At 73.2% G+C, this 21,030-nt stretch carries 11 protein-coding genes and 1 riboswitch; of the genes, 8 read left to right on the top strand and 3 right to left on the bottom strand.

What is annotated here, in order from left to right:
* Window positions 1-118: 118 nt before the first annotated feature.
* From KIH74_RS23115 to KIH74_RS23080, 8 genes are all read left to right on the top strand, one after another.
* Window positions 119-3,586: a sensor histidine kinase gene (locus tag KIH74_RS23115; protein WP_308113988.1), complete on the top strand. Its 3,468-nt coding sequence runs from the start codon at window positions 119-121 to the stop codon at window positions 3,584-3,586.
* Window positions 3,583-4,008: a roadblock/LC7 domain-containing protein gene (locus KIH74_RS23110; RefSeq protein WP_214158219.1), complete on the top strand. Its 426-nt coding sequence runs from the start codon at window positions 3,583-3,585 to the stop codon at window positions 4,006-4,008. Before KIH74_RS23115 ends, KIH74_RS23110 begins: the two co-directional genes overlap by 4 nt.
* The gene (locus KIH74_RS23105; protein WP_214158218.1) at window positions 4,005-4,448 is read left to right on the top strand and encodes a DUF742 domain-containing protein; all 444 of its coding nucleotides are present in this window, start codon (window positions 4,005-4,007) and stop codon (window positions 4,446-4,448) included. The genes KIH74_RS23110 and KIH74_RS23105 overlap by 4 nt, the downstream gene beginning before the upstream one ends.
* A 7-nt stretch (window positions 4,449-4,455) precedes the next feature.
* Complete coding sequence (locus tag KIH74_RS23100) at window positions 4,456-5,043, top strand: GTP-binding protein (protein WP_372492120.1); 588 nt, start codon at window positions 4,456-4,458, stop codon at window positions 5,041-5,043.
* 70 nt (window positions 5,044-5,113) lie between these two features.
* Window positions 5,114-6,088 (top strand): ABC transporter substrate-binding protein, encoded by a 975-nt coding sequence (locus tag KIH74_RS23095; protein WP_372492119.1) that lies wholly within the window; start codon window positions 5,114-5,116, stop codon window positions 6,086-6,088.
* 686 nt (window positions 6,089-6,774) lie between these two features.
* On the top strand, window positions 6,775-9,843 hold the full coding sequence (locus tag KIH74_RS38845) for a glycosyl hydrolase (protein WP_214158216.1): 3,069 nt from the start codon (window positions 6,775-6,777) through the stop codon (window positions 9,841-9,843).
* A gap of 399 nt (window positions 9,844-10,242) precedes the next feature.
* Window positions 10,243-10,401: riboswitch (cyclic di-AMP (ydaO/yuaA leader) on the top strand.
* 35 nt (window positions 10,402-10,436) lie between these two features.
* Window positions 10,437-11,258: a C40 family peptidase gene (locus KIH74_RS23085; RefSeq protein WP_214158215.1), complete on the top strand. Its 822-nt coding sequence runs from the start codon at window positions 10,437-10,439 to the stop codon at window positions 11,256-11,258.
* 171 nt (window positions 11,259-11,429) lie between these two features.
* On the top strand, window positions 11,430-12,653 hold the full coding sequence (locus tag KIH74_RS23080) for an FAD-dependent monooxygenase (RefSeq protein ID WP_214158214.1): 1,224 nt from the start codon (window positions 11,430-11,432) through the stop codon (window positions 12,651-12,653).
* Window positions 12,654-12,672: 19 nt separating this feature from the next.
* Here KIH74_RS23080 and KIH74_RS23075 read toward each other — a convergent pair whose 3' ends face one another.
* From KIH74_RS23075 to KIH74_RS23065, 3 genes are all read right to left on the bottom strand, one after another.
* Window positions 12,673-13,671, bottom strand: coding sequence for a malate dehydrogenase (locus KIH74_RS23075; protein WP_214158213.1), 999 nt, complete (start codon window positions 13,669-13,671; stop codon window positions 12,673-12,675).
* Window positions 13,672-13,768: 97 nt separating this feature from the next.
* On the bottom strand, window positions 13,769-15,262 hold the full coding sequence (locus KIH74_RS23070; protein WP_214158212.1) for a bifunctional 3-(3-hydroxy-phenyl)propionate/3-hydroxycinnamic acid hydroxylase: 1,494 nt from the start codon (window positions 15,260-15,262) through the stop codon (window positions 13,769-13,771).
* A 45-nt stretch (window positions 15,263-15,307) separates the two neighbouring features.
* The gene (locus tag KIH74_RS23065) at window positions 15,308-20,818 is read right to left on the bottom strand and encodes a diguanylate cyclase (protein WP_214158211.1); all 5,511 of its coding nucleotides are present in this window, start codon (window positions 20,816-20,818) and stop codon (window positions 15,308-15,310) included.
* Between the last annotated feature and the right edge of the window lie 212 nt (window positions 20,819-21,030).

Below are 21,030 nucleotides of genomic sequence, written 5' to 3'. Positions count from 1 at the left end.
TCTCTGGTACATTCCCGGCCCAGGCCGGGCGGCCAGACGAAACTCTCGTACGCGCGGCCCGTATCCGGGAAACCGGTTGACGGGTCTTCACTCGCCACCGGAGGAACCGTTGACAGCGGTGCAGCACGAGCCGGCGCAACTGGGCTCCGGCCGACCGGGCCGCGATCCGGCGGCCCCGGCCTTCCCCGAGCCACGTCACCCGGCCCGGGGACCTGCCCGGGGCTCGCTCCGGCGGCCCGGGGGCAGCACCGTCGGACGCCGGGTGGCCCGCATCCTGGCCCTGCCCGCCGTGGTGATTCTGCTTCTGCTGGGCCTGCTCTCGGCGCAGCAGATCGGCTACTACCGCGACTCGGCCGCCACCTCCGACGCCGTCACCCTGTCGATGGAGATGCAGCGGCTTGTCACCTCCCTCCAGACCGAACGTGGTGTGACCGCCGCGGTGCAGGGCGGCAACAGCAGTTTCACCCCCGAGCTGGCCCCCGCCCGCACGCAGGTCGACGCCCAGCGCCGGGTGGTGCAGGGCCTGGTCGGCGGCGGCTCCGGGGAGCAGGCCCGGGTGGACGCGGCGCTCGGCCAGCTCGACGGCCTGCCCGCCATCCGGTCCGCCACCGACACCGGCAAGGACGTCGACAATGCCCAGCGCGCGGCCACTTTCGAGTACTACACCGAGCGGATCGCGGCGCTGGCCGACATCGACCTGGGCCTGGGCAACAACAGCGACCCGCAGCTGCGCCAGGGCCTGACCGCCTTCCGCGCGCTCCAGCACGCGATCGAGGGCCTGTCCCAGGAACGCGCCTTCCTCAACGGCGTCTACTCGGCCGGTGGTTTCAGCGGTGACGAGTTCGTGCGGCTGGCCGACATGCGCGCCCGCTACCAGTACTCGCTGGACCAGTTCGGCGAGTACGCCACCGGCCCGCAGAAGCAGTCGCTGGCGTTCATCTTCTCCACCGGTGCCGCGCAGGTGGTGCAGTCGTTCGAGCAGACCGCGCTGGAGGCCGGCGACGGCCGCCACCTGACCGTGAACCCGCAGTCCTGGTGGTCCGGCATGGGCACCCTGCTGGCCGACGCCAACCAGCTGGAACAGCACGTCGGGTCGCAGATCCAGGTGCGCGCGCACGACCTGCAACAGGGCTCCGCCCAGCGGATCGGGCTGCTGCTGGTGGCCGTGCTGATCTGTTTCGCCGGCTCGGTGTACCTGTCCGCCCTGGCGTCGCTGTCGATCACCCGGCCGCTGGCCGCGCTGGCCGCCGAGGCCGACGACCTGGCCGCCAACCGGCTGCCCGAGGCGGTGCGCCGGGCCCAGACCACCGATCCGGCCAACCCGCCGCAGCGTCCCGAGCCGGTCCGGGTGCCCGACCGGGCGACCGACGAGATCCGTTCCGTGGCAGGCGCTCTGGACCACCTCCAGACCGCCGCCTACGACCTGGCCACCGAGCAGGCGGTCCAGCGGCGCGACACCATCGAGTCGCTGGCCAACCTGGGCCGCCGCAACCAGAACCTGATCCGGCGCCAGCTCGGCTTCATCACCTCGCTGGAGCGTGAGGAGGTCGACCCGAACGCCCTGGCCAACCTGTTCGAGCTGGACCACCTGGCCACCCGCATGCGGCGCAACGCCTCCAGCCTGCTGGTGCTGGTCGACGCGGCCAGCCCGCGCACCTGGTCGCAGTCCGTGCCGGTGGCCGACGTGATCCGGGCCGCGGTGTCCGAGGTGGAGGAGTACCGCCGGGTGGCGCTGCGCCGGGTGGACGACGCCAACGTGCTGGGCAGCGCCATCGGGTCGGTCGCGCACCTGCTGTCCGAGCTGATCGAGAACGGCCTGACCTTCTCCCCGCCGGACAGCGAGGTCGAGGTGCAGGGCCGCCGGGTGTCCGACGGCTACCTGATCGCCGTCACCGACCAGGGCGTCGGGATGAACCCCGAGGAGCTGCGCGTCGCCAACAGCCGGCTGCGCGGTGAGGGCGACTTCATCGCCGCGCCGACCCGGTTCCTCGGGCACTTCGTGGTCGGGAAGCTGGCCCGGGACACCGGTGTTCACGTCGAGCTGCTGCCCTCCCCGGTCACCGGGGTGACCGCCCGGGTCACGCTGCCCGCCTCGCTCCTGGCCACGTCGCTGTCGGTGGAGGTGCAGTCGCTCGGCGGCCCGGCGGACGGCGCACGGCAGGCCGGCCTGCTCGCCCTGCCCCGGCTGACCGGGGTCGACGACCTGCACGACCTGCACCACCTGGGTGACGGGGTGCCCGACGACCCACGCGAACTGGTGGACGACGAGCACGCGGCCGGGCTCCGCGGCGTGCCACAGACCCGAACCGCCGGACGACGGGCCCCCGAACCGGGCACCCTGCCGGGCGGTTTCGGCCCGATGGACGATCTCCAGGACATCCACGACGCGCAGGTGCGCGACGTCGGGCCCGCCGCCGGGCCGAGAACGGGCCCGGCCTCGGGCGGGCTGCCGGTGATCGAGCCCGAGTTCGAGAGCACGTCCGGCCCGATCGACTCGGTGACCTCGTCGCGGCCCTCGCCGGCGCACCGGGTGGACACCGACCCGAACGGCCTGCCCACCGGCCTGGGGACGACGGGCACCACGGCCGGGCTCACCGCGCCGGACCAGATCGCCGGCACCCCGCGCTGGGCCAAGCCGGGTGACCTGTTCGCCCACCAGTTCGGGCAGCGTCCCGACGGCGCACCGGGCGACGCCCCGAGCCACCTGCCGGGTGAGGCACCGGGTGACGCCCCGAGTGACCTGCCGGGCGGCGTTCCGGGTGCCGTGCCAGGTGACACGGTGAGCGACGTACCCGGTGACGTGTCGCATGACTCACCGGGCGACCTGACCACACCGGCCGCGGGAATCGGCCCACTGCGCCCGGTTTCGTGGAGCAGGGACCGGCCCGCCCGGCCGGGCACCGGAGCGGGCGACGCGCCGGCCGGAGCCGCCCCCCGGATCCCCCGCGGTGTCGATCACGTGTTCCCGCCGGCGGGCCCGGCCACCCCACCGGCCGGCTCGGCCCGTCCGGGCGGATCGTTGCGTCCCGGACAGGCTCCCCACCACCGCCCCGGCCAGACCTCCGACCAGCCCAACGGCCCAGCCGATCTCAACGGCCAAACCGGCCTCAATGGCCCGGCCGATCTCGGCGGTCCGGTCGATCTCGGCGGTCCGGCCGGCCTCGGCTCACCGGCCGGACTGACCCGGCGCGACGCCCGGCCCGGCACCACCGACCGGCCCGGCACCACCGACCGGCCTGGCACCACCGACCCGTTCGGTACCGCCGGCCGGCCCGGCACCGCCGGCGCTTCCGGCGGCGGCCCGGCCACCGAGCGCACCCAGAACGGGCTGCGCAAGCGGGTTCCCCGCACCCAGCGGCAGAGCGGTCCGGGTGGCGGGCGCACCAACCGGCGGGTCATCGACCTGGACGCGGCGGCCCGGGGGCAGCAGCCGGTCCCGCAGCGGGCCATGGCCGACTCCCCCGCCGACGTCAGCGCCCGGCTGACCGCCCTGCGCGCAGGGATGCGCCGTGGGCAGGCCGATCGGCCGGGCCGCGCAAGCTCCGACCACCCGTCAGAGGAGTCAGCAGGAATGAGCGAGGGATGAGCGTCCACACGCATACCGACAGGCACCAGTTCGGCTGGCTTCTGGGCAATTTCGTGCACCAGACCGACGGCGTCCGGGAGGCCGTGGCGGTGTCGTCGGACGGGCTGCTGATCGCCAGCTCCGACGGCCTGACCCGCACCGAGGCCGACCACCTGGCCGCGATCGTCTCCAGCCTGTCGAGTCTGGGGCGCTCCGCCGCCCGGCGGTACGACTTCGACGGGCTGAAGCTGGTGATGATCGAGATGAACCGGGGCTTCCTGCTGGTCTCGGCGATCGCCGGCGGCAGCTGCCTCGGGGTGGTCGCCGAGGGCGACTGCGACCTGGGCCTGATCGGCTACGAGATCGCCTCGCTGGCCGAGCGTTTCGGCCCGCTGCTGACGCCGTCCCTGATCTCCGAGTCGCGGCAGCATCTGCCCCGATGAACGAGCGACCGGGGCAGACGGGCAGGCGGGCGGCGGGCCCGCCACCGGTCGCCGCTCCGGTGCCCTCACGGGCGCCGGAGCACGATCCGGACGGCACGAACGACGGCACGGACGCCGCCGACGACATGGTGATCCGGCCGTTCCTGCTCACCGGCGGGCGCACCCGCCCGGCGCAGGACGGCCTGCGGGTCGAGACGCTGATCCACGCCCGCACCCGGTTCGCCTCGGGCGCCCTGCGTTTCGAGCACCGGCAGATCGTGCAGCTGTGCCGGGAACCCACCTCGCTGGCCGAGATCTCGGCGGCGCTGCGGGTGCCCTTCGGGGTGGCCCGGGTGCTGGTGTCCGATCTCGTCGCCGACGGGTCGGTGGTCGTCACCGAACGCGAAGAGCTGTCGATACAGCTGATCGAGAGGATCCGGGATCGTGTCCGCGCTCTATGACCGGCCCGTGGGCGGCAGCGGCGGTGCCGTCGCGCCGATCTCCGTCAAGATCGTCATCAGTGGCGGTTTCGGCGTCGGCAAGACCACTTTCGTCGGGTCGATCTCGGAGATCGAGCCGCTGCTCACCGAGGCCGACATGACCGACGAGTCGGTCGGCATCGACAACCGCGACCCGGTCCCCGGCAAGGTGACCACCACGGTCGCCCTCGACTTCGGCCGGATCAGCCTGGACGAGGCGCTGCGCCTGTACCTGTTCGGCACGCCCGGGCAGGACCGCTACGCCTTTCTCTGGGACGACCTGGTGGAGGGGGCCCTCGGCGCGGTGGTGCTGCTCGACACCAACCGGATCGAGGACTGCTTCCCGGCCATCGACTACTTCGAGGAACACCGGGTGCCGTTCCTGGTGGCCGTCAACCAGTTCCAGGGCACCCGGCAGTTCGAGCTGGAGGAGGTGCGCGAGGCGCTGGGCGTCGACGGCCTGGTGCCGCTGGTGCCCTGCGACGCGCGGCGCCGGGAGTCGGTGAAGGGCGTGCTGGTCGCGCTCACCGAGGAGGTCCTCGCCCGCCGCCTGGCCGAGCAGGCCGCGGCGTACTGACGCCGAGCGCGAGCCGGGCAGTTCGTCGTCCCCCATTGTCTGTTCAGCACGAGGAGAGACCGTGACCACCGTGAACACCGTGACCGGCCGGGCCCGGCGGGCCCTGCTGCTGGCCGGGGCCGGGCTGCTGGCCCTGAGTGCCTGCGGCTCGCCCGCGCCGGAGGTGGTCGCGGCGCCGGGGGTGCGGCCGCAGGCGTGCGGCACCGTCACCCTGGCCGAGAACCCCTGGGTCGGCTACCAGGCCAACCTCGCCGTGATCCGGTACCTGGCCCGCACCGAGCTGGGCTGCGACGTGCGGGTGAGGACCGAGGCCGAATCGGACTCGTGGCAGCACCTGGCCGACGGCAGCGTCGACGCGATCCTGGAGAACTGGGGGCACGACGAGGAGAAGAAGAAGTACATCGACAACGAGAAGGTCGCCGTGGAGGCCGGTCTGACCGGGAACAAGGGCGTGATCGGCTGGTACGTGCCGCCGTGGATGGCCCGGGAGTACCCGGACATCACCAGCTGGCGCAACCTGAAGAAGTACACGGACCTCTTCCGCACCTCCGAGAGCGGCGACCAGGGACAGTTCCTGGACGGCGACCCGACCTACGTCACCAACGACAAGGCGCTGATCAAGAACCTCGGCCTGGACTACAAGGTGGTCTACACCGGTAGCGAGGACGCGCTGATCGAGGCGTTCCGCGACGCCGAGGCCGACCGGGAGCCGATGCTCGGCTACTTCTACTCGCCGCAGTGGCTGCTCTCGGAGATCGACCTGGTCAACATCAGGCTGCCGGCCTACACCCCGGGCTGCGACGCCGACCCGGAGGCGGTGCGCTGCGACTACCAGCCCTACGACCTGGACAAGATCCAGAACCGGGACTTCGCCTACTCCGGCAGCCCGGCCGCCGAGCTGATCCAGCGGTTCCGGTGGACCAACGACGACCAGAACCAGGTGGCCCGCGACCTGCACGCCGGGACGGAACCGGACGAGGCCGCGCGGAAGTGGCTGGACGCGCACGAGGACACCTGGCGGGAATGGATGCCCGCCGACGCCTGAGGTGTCACGACCGGTGACGCAGACGGTGCCCCGATCGCCCGTTCGTACCTTCCGACTTGCCGCACAGGCCTGTGGATTTGACTGTGAATTGCCTCTGACCTGCAATGACGTTACCGGAAGGTGGCGTGGGCCTGGTCACACGCCGTGCGGTGGATGTGCGTGATCGGCTGACCCGCCCGACTTTCAGTGAGTAGGGTGCAGGGGCGCTCGCTGATGCCGGGCCCAGGAACGCCCACCGAACGACGAAGCCTGTTGACGGCCGAGCGAAGGCAGAGAGGTCTAGCGGCGACATGCCACATCCGAGCGTGCCGGACCAGGATCAGCACCCCCGCAGCCGAAGAGAGCTGCGGGAGCTGGAGCGCCGCAAGGCGTCCGCTCCGGAGACGCCGGTGCCCGGCACGCCCGAAGACGCCGCGGACGGCCGGGGTCACGGCCGCCGGGCTGCCACCTCTCCCGCCCCTCCGTCACCCTCCGCCGCACCGCAGGCCGCTCCGGCATCACCCGCATCATCGCCCGTCGCAGACGCTTTCGGACGACGAGACGCAACATCCGGCTCCGCACAGCCCGTTTCGGGCCACGCACCGTCCGTCACCTCCGTCACGCGGGAGGAGCAGCGGTCCCGCGACCGGCACAGTGATCTCGCCTGGAGCCGGCACCACGGTGACCAGGGACCCCCGCAGGAATGGGTGCAGGACCGGCCGCCGGCCCGCGTCGCCCCGGACTCCCCCGCGGCCCCGGGCCTTCCCGGCTTCCCCGGCACCCCTCCGGCGCCGGGCGGCGGCCCGCGCCGTCCGCAGAATCCGCAGGGTCGCGGCCGGGGTGGCGAACCGCGGGACGACGACGCGAGCGCCGCCGGCCCGGCGGACGCCTGGGCGCCCCCGCGTCCCGCCGCCCCGCCGTCACCGGTCCCTCCGGTCCCGCAGGTCTCGGCCCCGTCGGCTCCGTCGGCCCGGGGGCGCTCGCCACAGAACCCGCCCGCCGGACTCTTCAGCCCGTCGGCGGTCACCCCGCAGTCCATCCCGATCCCCCTGGCCGGGTCGCCCGGGCCGGCCCCGCAGTTGCCCGGGCCGCAGGCGCCCGGCCGGTCGCTTCCCGGGCTTCCGGGCACGGACGACGCACCGGGCCGCAGGCGGCACCCCCGCTCTCCCGAGCCCGGGCCCGCAGGTGCGGACCAGCACGGCCGTTCCGGTGGGTACCCGGATGCTCCGCTGCCCGGACCACGTCCGGTGGCGACCCCGCTGTCCGGTACCGACGCGCCGCAGAACCGCGCGCCCGGCGGCCCGTACACGCCGGTGCCCCCGGGTTCGCTGCTCGGTGGTCCCCGCACGCCCGCCCCCCAGGACTCGCTCCTGGGCGGCCCGCGCACCCCGGTCCCCCCGGGCTCCCTGCTCGGTGGCCCGCTGACCGGTCCGGCCGACGACCCGTTCCCGGCCTCCCGCCGCGACCAGCGCCGGGGCGAGGCGCCGTCGTCGCGTGGTGTCCCCGCCCCCGGTGACCTGCCCGGCAGCCGAGGCGCCGCACCGGCGAGCGGCCGGGGTTCGTCGCGGGGTCGCCGCCCGCTGCCCGGCGACGCGCCGGACGGCTCCGCCCCGCCCGCCCGGGAGACCGGTCTGCCCGGTTCCCGGCCGGACGCCCCCGCGCATGAACCGTTCGGCCCCGACGCCTCCGCTGCCGGGCAGGCCTCCGGGGCACGCGCCCACGGCCGCCGCGGCCGGGACACCGCACGCCCGGACCAGGACCCTGGCTCCCCGGCCGGTGGGCTGTTCAGCCGTTCCCCGGAACCTCCCGCGCCGCAGCGTGATCCGTTCCCCGGGCCGACCGGCCACGACCCGCGATCCCGTGACGGGCGTGAGGACCACGACGGCCGGGACGCCGGGCGTCCCGGTTCCGCTCCCCGGGGCCGGGCCGGAAGAGACCGTGGCATGCCCGGATTCGGTTCCGGATCACCGGTGCAGGGCCCCCTGGGCCGGGACGACGAGTTCGCCGCGCCCGCCGCCGACCCGTCGCCGCGGAGCCGTCGTGACCGCGACGACGAGCATCCCGGCGCGGCACCGCGCGGGCTGTACGGCCGCAACGTCGATCTCCCGGGCCGCGACCAGGATCCGCACGACGTCGCCGACGAGTTCGACCTCGGCCGGATCGGCCGGGCCGGGCCACCGGACGAGCAGGACGAGCAGGACGACGAGTTCGCCCCACGCCCGTCCGGGCTCGGGGGCCGGCGCGGGCTCGGCGGACGGCGCCTGACCGGCGACACCGGCGCCCCGGCGTCCGGCAGCCTGGGCGAACGCCGTCTGATCAGCGAGAAGGACGCGCAGCCCTCCGGCGGGACGGTCGGTTGGAGGACCGCCGGGACGCCGGACGACGCACCGTCCGGGGGCCTGGGCGGACGGCGCCTGACCGGCGCGGCGACCTCGGACTCCCTGCCCCGCGGGCCACGGGGCGACCGCGAGCGTCCCGGCGCCGGTGACCACGGGCGTCCCCCGAACCCCCACAACCACGGCGGCCACCGGGGCGGCTACCCGAACAGCCCGCACCCCACGGGAAATCGCGGCGTGGGACCGGCCCCGCGGGGCGCGCTGCAACCGCAGGGACTGCGCCCGGTCAAGAAGACCTGGCGCGACTGGCGGCCGAACCAGATCGCCCTGCGGCGCAGTCAGGTCCTCACCCTGGGCCTGGTCACGGCGCTGGTGATCCTGGTCGCGGTGGCCAGCGTGTACCGCTCCCGCACGGAGGCCGGCGCGGGCTCGTCCGGCAGCACGAACACCGCCACCACGGCGGCCCCGACCACGGTCGCGACCGTCGCCTCGCTGAAGGGCCGGCTGGGCGTGTTCAGTGGCACCGACGCCGACGCGACCAAGGACTTCGAGGAGTGGATGGGCCGGAAGGTCACCTACGCCACGGACTTCGGCCAGCGCGACACCTGGGCCCAGATCGCCAACCCGTCGAAGGTGCTGTCGGAGTGGAAGGACAGCGGCTACACGCTGGTCTTCGCGGTGCCCATGCTGCCCAGCGAGATCGTCCCCGAGGGCGTCTCGGAGAAGCAGCAGATGAAGGTCAAGAAGCAGTACATGACCAAGGGCGGCGCCGGCGACTACGACCAGTACTTCACCACGCTCGCCGAGAACCTGGTGGCGAGCAACCAGGGCGACGCCGTGCTGCGGATCGGCTGGGAGTTCAACCTGGAGTCGTGGGCCTGGGGCGTGGACGACCCGGACCTGTACATCGACTTCTACCGCAGGATCCACGACGCGATGAGCGCGGTGGACGGGGCGGAGTTCAGGTTCGACTGGAACGTGAACAACGGCTACAACCCGAACCCGGGTGAGGACTACTACCCCGGCGACGAGTACGTCGACTACGTCGGGGTGGACGTGTACGACCTGCACAGCGGTGTCTACCCGTACCCGGCGAACTGCAACCAGGCCTGCCGCGAGAAGCGCCAGACGCGGGCCTGGGAGGAGAACATCTTCGGCGGTGACCGCGGGCTGGTGTTCTGGACCGACTTCGCCGAGGAGCACGGCAAGCCGGTCTCCCTGCCCGAGTGGGGGCTGTGGGACCGTTACGACCACACCGGCGGCGCCGACGACCCGCTCTTCATCGAGTTCATGCACGACTACATCACCTGGGCCCCCAACAACGTGGCCTACGCCAACTACTTCAACATGAACTCGGAGCAGGGCGAGCACAGCCTCACCGAGTCGTTCCCGAAGAGCGCCAAGAAGTTCCTGGAGCTGTTCGGCGGCAACCAGAAGTAGAGATCAGCAGCACGAAGCGTCACCACCGGCCGGGCCACCGCACCCGGCCGGTCGTGTTTTGATCATTTCTTTGCGCTATTTAACAATCACCCACAGCGACGGGTGTGGCGAACTGGACGGATGCCCGAAAGGGCATCGCACACCACGGGGCGTAGTGGTGCATGTTAATCCCGCATGATGTTGGCCACGTCACGTCACTGTTGATCACCACAGCGTCTGAGCTGCACGGATATCGCGACGAGCGGACTACCGAACGTGTCCGGACACGTAGCACACAAGGTGCTTACCCCCATGAGCCAAGTCACATTCGGCTGATCACATTTTGATTACTCCCCGAATGGACGTAGTGTCCCCATCGGCCCTTCAGCCGAGGGGCCGGGCGACCGTCCTGCCGAGGTCCATCGGCGGCCGCTCAGTGAGTCAGATGGACGCCGGGGAACCACAGGCACCGGACAGCCGGTCCGGAACCACGGGGCTAAGCCGTCTCATGACGAGACGACCGGGCATTCTTCCGCCCGAGCCCGTCAGCTCACCTGGTAGGCGAGGGAAGGACACACACCTCTTTGGAGAAATCGCGCGTTCGAAGATCCGTCATGCCACTCGGCGCCGTCGTCACCGGTGCGGCGCTGACACTCACAGGGCAGATCCCGGCCATGGCGGCGGACAGTTCCGCGGCCACCGGCAGCAACGACGAGGCGAAGTCCGAGAAGGCGAACCTCAAGTCGGCCACCGTCAAGGTGAGCGACACCGAGACCGCGACCATCACGCGGAAGTCCACCGCGAAGGCCACGAAGCGGGTCACCAAGAAGGTCAAGGCCACCGCCAAGGTGACCGCCTGGTCCACGCGGACCGCCAAGGAGACCCGCTCGGTCACCGTCACCACCAGCGCCGCCAGCTACGACACGGCTCTGGCCGAGGCGAAGAAGCAGGCCAGGAAAAAGGCGCACGAGAAGGCGAAGTCCGCCGCCATCGCCGAGGCCAAGCACCAGGCCGTGGCGAAGTCGAAGGAGAAGGCCAAGCACCGGGCCAAGGACAAGGCCGAGAGCCTGGCCTGGAGCAAGTTCACCACCAAGGTGGTGGACGAGGCGGCCGACCTCAAGGGCACGCCGTACGTCTACGGCGCCACCGGCCCGAACTCGTTCGACTGCTCCGGCTACGTGGGCTACGTGCTGCGGCAGTCCGGCGTGACGCACCTGAACCGCACCTCCGCCGGTCTGGTGTCCGACACCAAGAAGGTGTCGAAGCGCGCGAAGAAGAAGGGCGACCTGGTCTTCTTCTCCAGTGGCGGTCACGTCTACCACGTCGGCATCTACGCCGGTAACGGCAAGATCTGGCACGCCCCCGGCACCGGCCGCTCGGTGACCAAGGCCGACATCTGGACCTCCAGCTACTCGGTGGGCCGGGTCAAGGTCTGATCCACGGCGACACAGCAGCACGACCGTCGCCCGCCACCCCTCCGATGGGCGGAGGAGGCCGGGTCCCTCGGGACCCGGCCTCCTCGTCGTCCCACAGGCGTCCAAACGCGCCGAAAACCCCTGACGCGCCTATCGTGATCTTCGGAGCCGGACGAGGAGCGGGAGGCAGCGGTGGCACGACGACGCGCCCTGATCGCGGGTGGAGGGCTCGGCGGGCTGGCGGCGGCCCTGGCACTGTACCGGCGCGGCTGGGACGTCTGCGTGTTCGAGCAGGGGCCCGACCTGGAACCGGTGGGCGCCGGGATCAGCCTGTGGCCCAACGGACTACGCTCGCTCGACCAGCTCGGCATCGGCGACGCGGTGCGGGCGGCGGGCCGCTCCCCGGGCGCCGGCGGCGTGCGGCAGCCCGACGGCACCTGGCTGCTGCGCGAGGACCTGTCCGGGGCGGTGCGGGAACGTTTCGGCGACCCGCTGCTCCTGCTGCACCGCGCCGACCTGGCCGAGGTGGTGGTGCGTGCCCTGCCGTTCGGGGTGGTGCAGGCCTCCACCCGGGTGCTCGGTGTGCATCCCGGCGGCGAGGGCACTCCGGCCACGGTGATCACCGAGCACGGCGAGAGCGACGCCGACCTGGTCGTCGCCGCCGACGGGATCCGTTCCGGGCTGCGGGGTTTCCTGTTCCCCCGGCACGCCGAGCCGAGCCCGGAGGGCTACTCGACCTGGCGCATGGTGGTGCCCGACCCGGGCGGGCTGGACACCGGTTTCGAGACCTGGGGCAGCGACGGGCGGCGCTTCGCCGTGGCGCCGCTGGCCGGCGACCGGCTCTACTGCTACGCGACGGCGTCGCAGGACTCCTCCGACGGGCAGCCGGCCGCACGCCAGATCGACCGGCTGCACCAGCATTTCGGCGACTGGCACGAGCCGATCCCGGCGATCCTGGCCGGCCTGACCGACGACCGGGTGCTGCACCACCCGGTGGAAGACCTGAATCCCGGGCTGCCCGCCTTCCACCGCGGCCGGGTGGCGCTGATCGGCGACGCCGCGCACGCGATGACGCCCGACCTGGGTCAGGGCGGCGGCATGGCCCTGGAAGACGCCGTGGTGCTGGCGTCGCTCGTGGGTGACGGCCGGATCGGCGAGGGCTACCGGAGCGTGCCGATCCCGGCGGCTCTGGAGGAGTTCAGCGCCCAGCGGCAGCCACGCACCGGGATGGTGGCGCGGCGCTCACGGCGGATGGGGCGGCTCAGCTCGGTCACGCCCTATCCGGCGCAGGTGATGGCGGCCCGGGCGCTGAGCGTGGTGCCCGGCCGGCCCGCGGCCCGGGGCCTCACCTCGATCGTGGGCTGGCGTCCGCCGGAGCTGCCCCCGGCGGACCCGCCGCCCACGACCGGTTGCTGAGTCGACGCCGAACGAAAACCTAGATCAGGCCCAGCTTCCGCACCGCGTCGCGCTCCTCGGCGAGCTCGGCCACCGAGGCGTCGATGCGGGTGCGGGAGAACTCGTCCACGTCGAGACCCTGCACGATCTCCCACTTTCCGCCGGTCGAGGTGACCGGGAACGACGAGATCAGGCCCTCCGGAACGCCGTACGAGCCGTCGGACGGGATGGCGGCCGAGGTCCAGTCGCCCTCCGGGGTGCCGTTGACCCAGCTGTACACGTGGTCGACGGCGGCCGAGGCGGCGGACGCGGCCGAGGAGGCACCGCGCACGTCGATGATCTCGGCGCCCCGCTTGGCCACCCGCGGGATGAACTCGCCGGCCACCCAGGCCTGGTCGCCGATCGCCTCGGCGACGCTCTTGCCGTCGACCAGGGCGTGCGTGATGTCGGGGTACTGGGTGGCGGAGTGGTTGCCCCAGATGGCGACCCTGCTCAGGCTGGACACCGGCACGCCGAGCTTGAGCGCGAGCTGGCCGAGGGCGCGGTTGTGGTCGAGGCGGGTCATCGCGGTGAACCGCTCGGCCGGCACGTCGGGGGCGTGCGAGGCGGCGATCAGGGCGTTGGTGTTGGCCGGGTTGCCGACCACGAGCACCTTGATGTCGTCGGCGGCGCCGGCGTTGATCGCGGTGCCCTGCGGCTTGAAGATGCCGCCGTTGGCCTCCAGCAGGTCGCCGCGCTCCATGCCCTTGGTGCGGGGGCGCGCGCCCACCAGCAGGGCCACGTTCGCACCCTCGAAAGCCTTGGTGGGGTCGTCGAACACGTCGACACCGGCCAGGGCCGGGAAGGCGCAGTCGGTGAGCTCCAGCGCGGTGCCCTCGGCGGCGCGCACGGCCTGCGGGATCTCCAGCAGGCGCAGCTTCACCGGCACGTCGGCACCCAGCAGCTGGCCGGACGCGATCCGGAACAGCAGCGCGTAGCCGATCTGCCCGGCGGCACCCGTGACGGTCACGTTGACGGCCGATGGTGTGGACGAAGTCATGGCCTTCTCTTCCTCGAGGTAACGGCCGCTGGTCGCGGCTGACTGCCCGGCCACTCTATCGAGCAGGCCCCACCCCACCAGGCAGGTCCCGGGGCAGCTACGTCACATCCAGAACCACCCGGTCCGGGCGCAGCAGCACCGCCTCACAACGCCGTTCGGTCATCCAGCGGTGGACGACGGTGAGCCCGCTCCCGGGCACCCGGATCACCCGTGCCCCCAGCCGCCCGGCCCGGCCGGCGATCCGGGCCGGGCTCGCGTCGCGGAGGGTGAGCAGGGCGAAGCCCGGGCCGAGGAGGTCGTCGAGCCGGTTCTCGTCGTCCGTGGTCGTGGACCCGAGTGGTAACTGCGGGAACAGCGTGCCGACGAGCCCGGGACGGCGCGCGGGCACCAGGGCGCCGGAGCGCAACGGCGGGCTGGTCCCGGCCAGCAGACGGTCCGTCAGCCGGTTCCCCAGCACCGGGGCGCGGGCGGCGGGCCGCAGAACGTTCGCGGCCGGCGAGCCCATCACCGCCCCGGCCAGGACCGCCAGCCGGATCAGCGCGGTGGCGTGCGGTTCCCGCTCGGCCTGGTAGCTGTCGAGCAGCGGGTCACCGGCCCGGCCGTGCAGCACCAGGGCCAGTTTCCAGCTCAGGTTGGCCGCGTCGCGCAGCCCCGACCCGAGGCCCTGGCCGATGAACGGCGGCGTGAGATGGGCGGCGTCACCGGCGATCAGTACCCGGCCGCGGCGCCACCGGCGGGCCACCACCGCCCGGAACGTGTAGTGGGCCGTGCGCAGCACCTCGCGCTCGCCCACGCCGCCGGGCAGCCACGGGCCGAGCAGCTCGCCGAGCCGCCCGGTCAGCCCGGAAACCGTTTCGCCGGGCCGCATCCGGAACTCCCAGCGCATCCGCCGCTCCCCCACCCGCAGGTAGGTGGCGGGGCGAGCCGGGTCGCAGATCTGCTCCACGCCGTCCCACACGCGCACCGGTGGGTCGCCGAGAAGGTCCGCCACGAACCAGTTCTGGTCGGCCGCCAGGCGCCGCAGGCCGGAGCCCAGGGCCTGCCGCACCACCCCGCCCGCCCCGTCGCAGCCGACCACCGCCGCGGCCCGGACCACTCCCGCGGTCCGCTGGTTGTTCTCGGGACCCGGCCACCCGCCCACGGTTTCGCACCAGTGCACGCCACCACCGGCGTCCACCCCGGTGACCCGCACCCCACGCCGCAGGCGGATCCGGGGCTGCCGGGAGACCGCCTCGAGCAGAAGGGTTTCCAGGTCGGGCTGGTCGAAGAGACTGGCCTGCGGGTGACCGTGCACCCCGTCCGCGCCGGAGCGGCGGAACTCGGCCAGCGTGCGGTGCCGGGCGTCGAGCAGGCGCAGGCCGGCCGCCGGGCGGCTGATCCGGGCGAAACCATCGGCCACACCGACGTTCTGGAGGATGCGCCGGCACTCGTCGTCGAGGTGCACGGCACGCGGTAGCGGGTAGGGCCGCGGGTGCCGTTCCAGCACCAGCGAGCGCACCCCGTGGCGGGCCAGCAGCAGCGCGGTGACCAGGCCGACCGGACCGGCCCCCACCACCACGACCTCACCGGGATCGTTGCGCGCGGCGTCCATCCGGTGACGCTACCCCGACCCGGGCGGCGTGGCCCCCCGCCGCGGCTACTCCAGCTCGGCCTGGAGGCAGACCCGGTTGCGGCCACCCTCCTTGGCCTTGTACAGCCCCTGGTCGGCGCGGGCGAGCAGGGCCTCCACCGTGCTGTCCTCCTCGGTCAGGTAGGTCATGCCCACGCTGACGGTGATGTCGAGCGGCCCGGTGCGGGTCATCACCGGCTCCTCGGCGATGCAGGCGCGCAGCCGCTCGGGCAGCGTGTTGTCCTCACCGGCGTCCTGGAGCAGCACCGCGAACTCCTCACCGCCGTAGCGGCCCAGCACGTCGGTCTTGCGGATCTGCTCGCGGAACCGCTCGGCGACGGTCTTGATCACGTCGTCGCCGGTCGGGTGCCCGTAGGTGTCGTTGACCCGCTTGAAGTGGTCGATGTCGATCATCAGGGCGGTCAGCCGGCGGCCGTGACGACGGGCACCGGCCAGGTCGCGGGCACCCACCTCGAAGAAGCGGCGCCGGTTGGGCACCCCGGTCAGCTCGTCCACCACGGCCAGGTTCTGCACCTGCTGGAAGAGCGTGGAGTTGTCGTAGGCGCTCATCCCCTGGGCAGCGAGAACGGCCGCGGTGGTGATGTTCTCGGACAGCGCGCCGTTGCCGGTGGAGCGCACCAGGAGCACGCCGAGGTCGGCGCGGCGCGAGCGCATCGGCACGGCGATCCACGAGGTGGCGCCGGCCAGATGGGTGGCCAGGCCGGCCGGCACCAGGTCGGGGTTGCCCACCCGGGGCTGCTGGAGGGCCAGCAGGCCGCGCAGTTTCGCGTCCTCGGCGACCTGCTCCGGCTCGGCGTCGCCGGCGCCGCGCAGCGAGTACACCCCGTCGGCGACGTTGAGCAGCCAGGCGCCGTCGGCACCGAGCACCGGGCCGGTGGCGGCGAGCAGCTCGCGCAGCACCTGGTCCGGGTCGTCGAGCTTCTCGGCCATCTCGCGCAGGGCGTCGCGCAGGTTGTTCGCGACCACCCGCTCGCGGTCGGCGTTGGCCGCGGTGATCTGGAGCTGGGCCACCCGCGCGGTCTCCATCGAGGTGGCGATGTGGTTGGTCAGCGCCGACAGGATGTCGCCGTCGCCGGTGGTGAAGATGCCCTTGGCCACCTGGCTGTCGAGGTAGACCACGCCGGTCATCCGGCCGTCCACCTTCATCGGGGCGGCCAGCACCGAGCGCAGGCCGTGGGTGACCACGCTGCGGGTGCCGAGCACGGCGCCCTCCTCGGTGCCGGTGAACACCTGCACCTGGCCGGTCTGCCGCACCCGGTCGACGAGAGTGGTGCTGTAGCCGGTGAGCTCGGCGATGTCCCGGCCGTCGGCGTCCCGGCCCAGGTACCGTTCCAGGCCGCCGGACAGGCTGGCCTCCTCGTCGTCCTCGGGCACCAGGAACAGGTAGGCGCGGTCGGCCGACAGCAGCTTGATGGTCTCGTCCAGGGCGATCCGGGCCAGCACACGCGGGTCGAGCACCTTGGCCGCGGCCGCGCTGACGGTCTGGAGCGCGGCCAGCCGCTGGCGTTCGTGCCCGGCCGAGTAGGTGGTGCCGGAGCTCTTGCCCACGGTGCCGCCGGCGGCGGAGCCGAGCCAGTCGGTGCCGAGCGCGAACTCGGTGCCGACGGCCTGGGCGCGGTGCGGCCAGCCCTCGCCGACCGCGATCGCGTAGGCGTGCTGGGCCTGGCGGCGGGCCTCCGGGGTGCCGAGCGCGGCCAGGGCCCGGGCGCGGATGCGGGCCACCTCGAACGACACCGTGGGGGCGTCCGGGGTGAGGTACAGGCCGATGCCGTTGAGCAGGGCCAGGGCGCTGCCCGGACGGCCGACGGCCACCTCCAGGTCGGCGCGCAGCAGGGCGGCGAGCGCCTCCAGCTCGGGCGGGCCCGGGTGCCGGCCGGCCCGCTCCACGGCGTGCCGGGCCGCGATCGTCCGGGCCTGGCGCTCGGCGTCGGTGACGGCCGCCCGCAGCTGGGCCAGGCGGCCCACGCCGATCAGGTAGAACATCGGGTGGTGGGCGCGGAACACCCGCTCCGGCTCGGGGTAGGCGGCCTCGACCTCACCGGCGACGGTGTCGAACACCGAGCCGAAGTCGCGCTGCTCGGTGAGCTGGAACAGCGTGGCCATCTGGCGCAGCAGGTCGAGAGTGGGCACCCGCTCACAGGTCTGGCGGATCTGCCGCAGCTCGGTGCCGGCCTCGGGGAAGCGGCCGAGTAGCGACAGGGTCATCGGGGCGGCACCGACGAACGGGGTGGCGTCGACGTTGCGGCCGGTCTGCCGGTTGCGGCCGCGGTCCAGCCAGTGCTGGGCCTCGGCGGTGCGGCCGGCCATGCAGGCGCGGATGCTGAACACGGCGATGGCGTCGAGCTCGTGGGCGAGTTCCGTCCACGGCCCGTCGGCCTCGGTGTCACGCATCCAGCGCACGCCGTCGTCGAGGTTGCCGCCGTAGGCCGCCAGGCCACGCAGGTAGGAGTTGGCGGCGCGCTGGGTGGGCAGCTCGGAGACCGGGTCGGCATCCATCGCCCGGAACGCCCGCAGCGCCGCGCGGCGCCGGCCACGGAACGCCGCGACCATCCCGTAGTGCGCCTGGGCCAGCACGTTTCCCGGGCCCGGGCCGAGCCGGACCGCCCAGGCGCGGGCGCGCAGGGCGTGCGCCAGGGCGAGCGGGCGGTCCTGGGCGAACAGCGCCACGAACGAGGCGGTGCTGTGCAGCTGGATGGTGACGAGCAGCCGCTCGCGCACCAGCTCGGCCTGGGCACGGGCGTCGGCGGAAGTGTCGGTGGAAGTGTCGGTGGCGGTGTCGGCGGGGGCCGCCGGGCCGCCGCGCAGGCGGGCGAGCAGCAGGCGCAGCCACGAGGAGACCAGCAGCAGCGGCCGGGAGGCGGGCAGGGCCAGGCCGAGTTCGCCCAGGCCGCTGGCCACGGCGGCCAGGGACGCGGCGTTGTCCCAGTCGTCGCGGTGCAGGTCGGCGAGCAGCGAGTACATGCCGGCCCGGCGCACCGGGTCGGTCTCGCCGCGCAGCGCCTGCTCGGTGCGGTTGCGGGCGGCCTCCAGCCGGCCGTTCTGCTTGAGGGCGTGCGCCAGCTCGATCAGGAACGAGCCGGGCGGCTGGGCGCGCAGGCCGGCCGCGAACTCGAGGAAGTTGATCGCCTCGTTCGGCGCGTGGTTCTCCAGCGCCAGCCGCCCGGCCCGCCAGGCGGCGTCGAAGATCTTCTCCAGCCGCTCGTCGCTGTCCGGGTCGCACTGCATGTAGTGGTGGGCGATGGCGTACGCGTACTCCGGCCGGGTGGTGGCCCCGGTGGCGCCGGACGCCGCGCCGTGCTCCATCGACTGTTCCATCGACTGGGCGATCCGCAGGTGCATCGCGGCCAGCTCGTCCTCGTCCAGCTGGTTCTGGAGGGCCTGGCGCACCCGGTCGTGCAGGAACACGTAGGAGCCGCCGTCGCGGGGGTCGATCAGCCGCTGCCCGACCGCCTCGGACAGTGCGGGCAGCACCTCCTCGTCGGTCAGGCCGAGCAGCGGGGCGAGCACCTCGGCGTGGAACTCGGTGCCGATGGCGGCGGCCGTGACCAGCAGCTCGTAGGTGCCGGGGGCGAGGTTCTGGAGACGGGTGAGCACCAGGCCGACGGCGTCCTGCGGCAGCTCCAGCCGGTCCAGGCCCTCCTCGTCCAGTTGCCAGCTGCCCCACGAGGGCTGGAGCAGGCCGGCGTCGATGACGGCGCGCAGGTACTCGCCGGCCACGAACGGGTTGCCGTTGCTGCGCCGGGCGAGGATCTCGACCAGCCGGGAACCGGCGTCCAGGCCGGGGATCAGCGAGCGGATCTGCTCGCCGATCGCTTCCTCGTCGAGCTCCATCACCGGCACCTCGACGTCGAGCGCCATGCCCGCCGCATGGTAGAACGCGCCCAGCCCGGCGGCGTGCTCGACCTCGTCGCGGCTGGCGGCCAGGATCAGCACCCGCCCGCCACCACTTTCGGAGAACTGGCCGGCCAGGTGCGCGACCACCTGGCGGGAGCCCTCGTCGAGCCACTGCACGTCGTCGAGGAACAGCAGCAGGTCGCCGCACTCCCGGGCGAGGGCGGACAGGAACCCGGCGATCGCGACGGCGAACTGGCTCTCGTTGACCGGTTCCGGCTCGGTCTGCGCCGGGCCGCTCTCCCGGCGGCCGACGACGCCGGAGCGCGAGGTCAGGTTGTCCTTGCCCTTGAGCGTGTCCGAGCCGTTGAGGATGGCCTCCAGGCCGGGGGCGATCCGGCCGAGCATGGACGGCGACCAGCCGGCCGACGCGGCGCGGATCTTGGCCCGCCGCCGCCACCGGTCGCCGACCGGCATCCGGGCGATCTCCTGGAGGTGGTTCAGCACCGCGTCGCGCACCGGCGCGAACGGCACCGGGCTGTCCGGCACGCAGCCGGCCTGGAGCACGGTGCTGCCGGACTCACGCACCCGCTGGAGCAGCTCGGTGACCAGCCGGGTCTTGCCGGTGCCGCCACCGCCGTGCACCAGGGCGACGCCACTGCGGCCGTTGCGCACCTCGTTCCAGCGGCCGGACAGGATGCTGATCTCGGCGTTGCGGCCGAACAGCGGGGCCTCGGCGGAGCCGGACCGGGCGTCGCCGGGGCTGCGCGGCATGCCGGCCAGGGCACGCAGGTCGGCGGCCAGGTCGCGGCCGCTCTGGTAGCGGTCGTCGGGGTCCTTGGCCAGCAGTGTCGCGACGATCTCGGCCAGGGCCGGCTGGATGCTGGGCACCAGCTCGGTCAGGTCGGGGGCCGGGGTGACGGCGTGCATGCGCAGCAGCTCGCCGGTGTCGGAGCTACGGAAGGGCAGCACCCCGGCCAGCGCCTGGAACATGATCACGCCGAGGGAGTACAGGTCGGAGCGGTTGTCGACGGGACGCTTGAGCGTGCCGCCCTGCTCGGGCGCGGCGTAGGCCAGGGTGCCGACCATCGCCGGGGCGCCGTCGCCGTCCTCGTCGTCGCGGGCGGTCAGGCCGAAGTCGATGAGCCGGGCCTCGCCGTTGGCCATGATGATCACGTTGGCCGGCTTGAGGTCGCGGTGCACCAGGCCCTTGTCGTGCACGGCCGACAGCGGCTCGACGATGTCGAGGGTGAGCGCGACCACCTTGTCGGTGGCCAGCGCGCCGCTCTCCAGCACGTCGGACAGGGCGCGGCCCTGCACCAGGTCCATCACCAGGTAGGGGCGGCGGTCGAGGGCACCGACCTCGTACACCCGCAGCAGTCCGGGGTGGTTCACGCCGGCCAGCAGCGCGGCCTCGCGGCGGAACGCCACCTCGGCCTCGTGCGAGTCGGCGAGCGGCTTGTCGAGGATCTTCAGGGCGTACTCGGCGCGCCGAGGCTGGTTCGCGTCCTGCGGCCGACGGACCTTGAAGACGGTGCTGTCGGCGCCGTTCCCGAGCTGCTCGACGATCTCGAAGCCGGCGAGCATCCCCTGACGGGCGCGGCCGTCACGGGATTCCCGCGTCTGCGGGACCCTGGTGGTCGCACCGGCCCTGGGCGGCGGCGAGACCTGGCGGCTGGAAGTCACTGTCCTCTCATCGGCCCATCCTCGACCGGTCATGAGGAAATCTGGAACTCCCCCACCCCAGGGAAGTATCGCCGCAGGTCACAGCGGGTTCGGCGGAGCGGTTCGGGGCTTTCGCGCAGGGATCCGGCGGACCGCCCGGGCTCGCGCTGGGTGAGCGCCGCCACGGCTAGTCACCCGGGTGGCGGGCGGCGCCCGGACCGCCGTGTCACGCA

The organism is Kineosporia corallincola, from assembly GCF_018499875.1.
GTDB lineage: Bacteria > Actinomycetota > Actinomycetes > Actinomycetales > Kineosporiaceae > Kineosporia > Kineosporia corallincola.
This window is presented reverse-complemented; position numbering and strand designations above follow the sequence as displayed.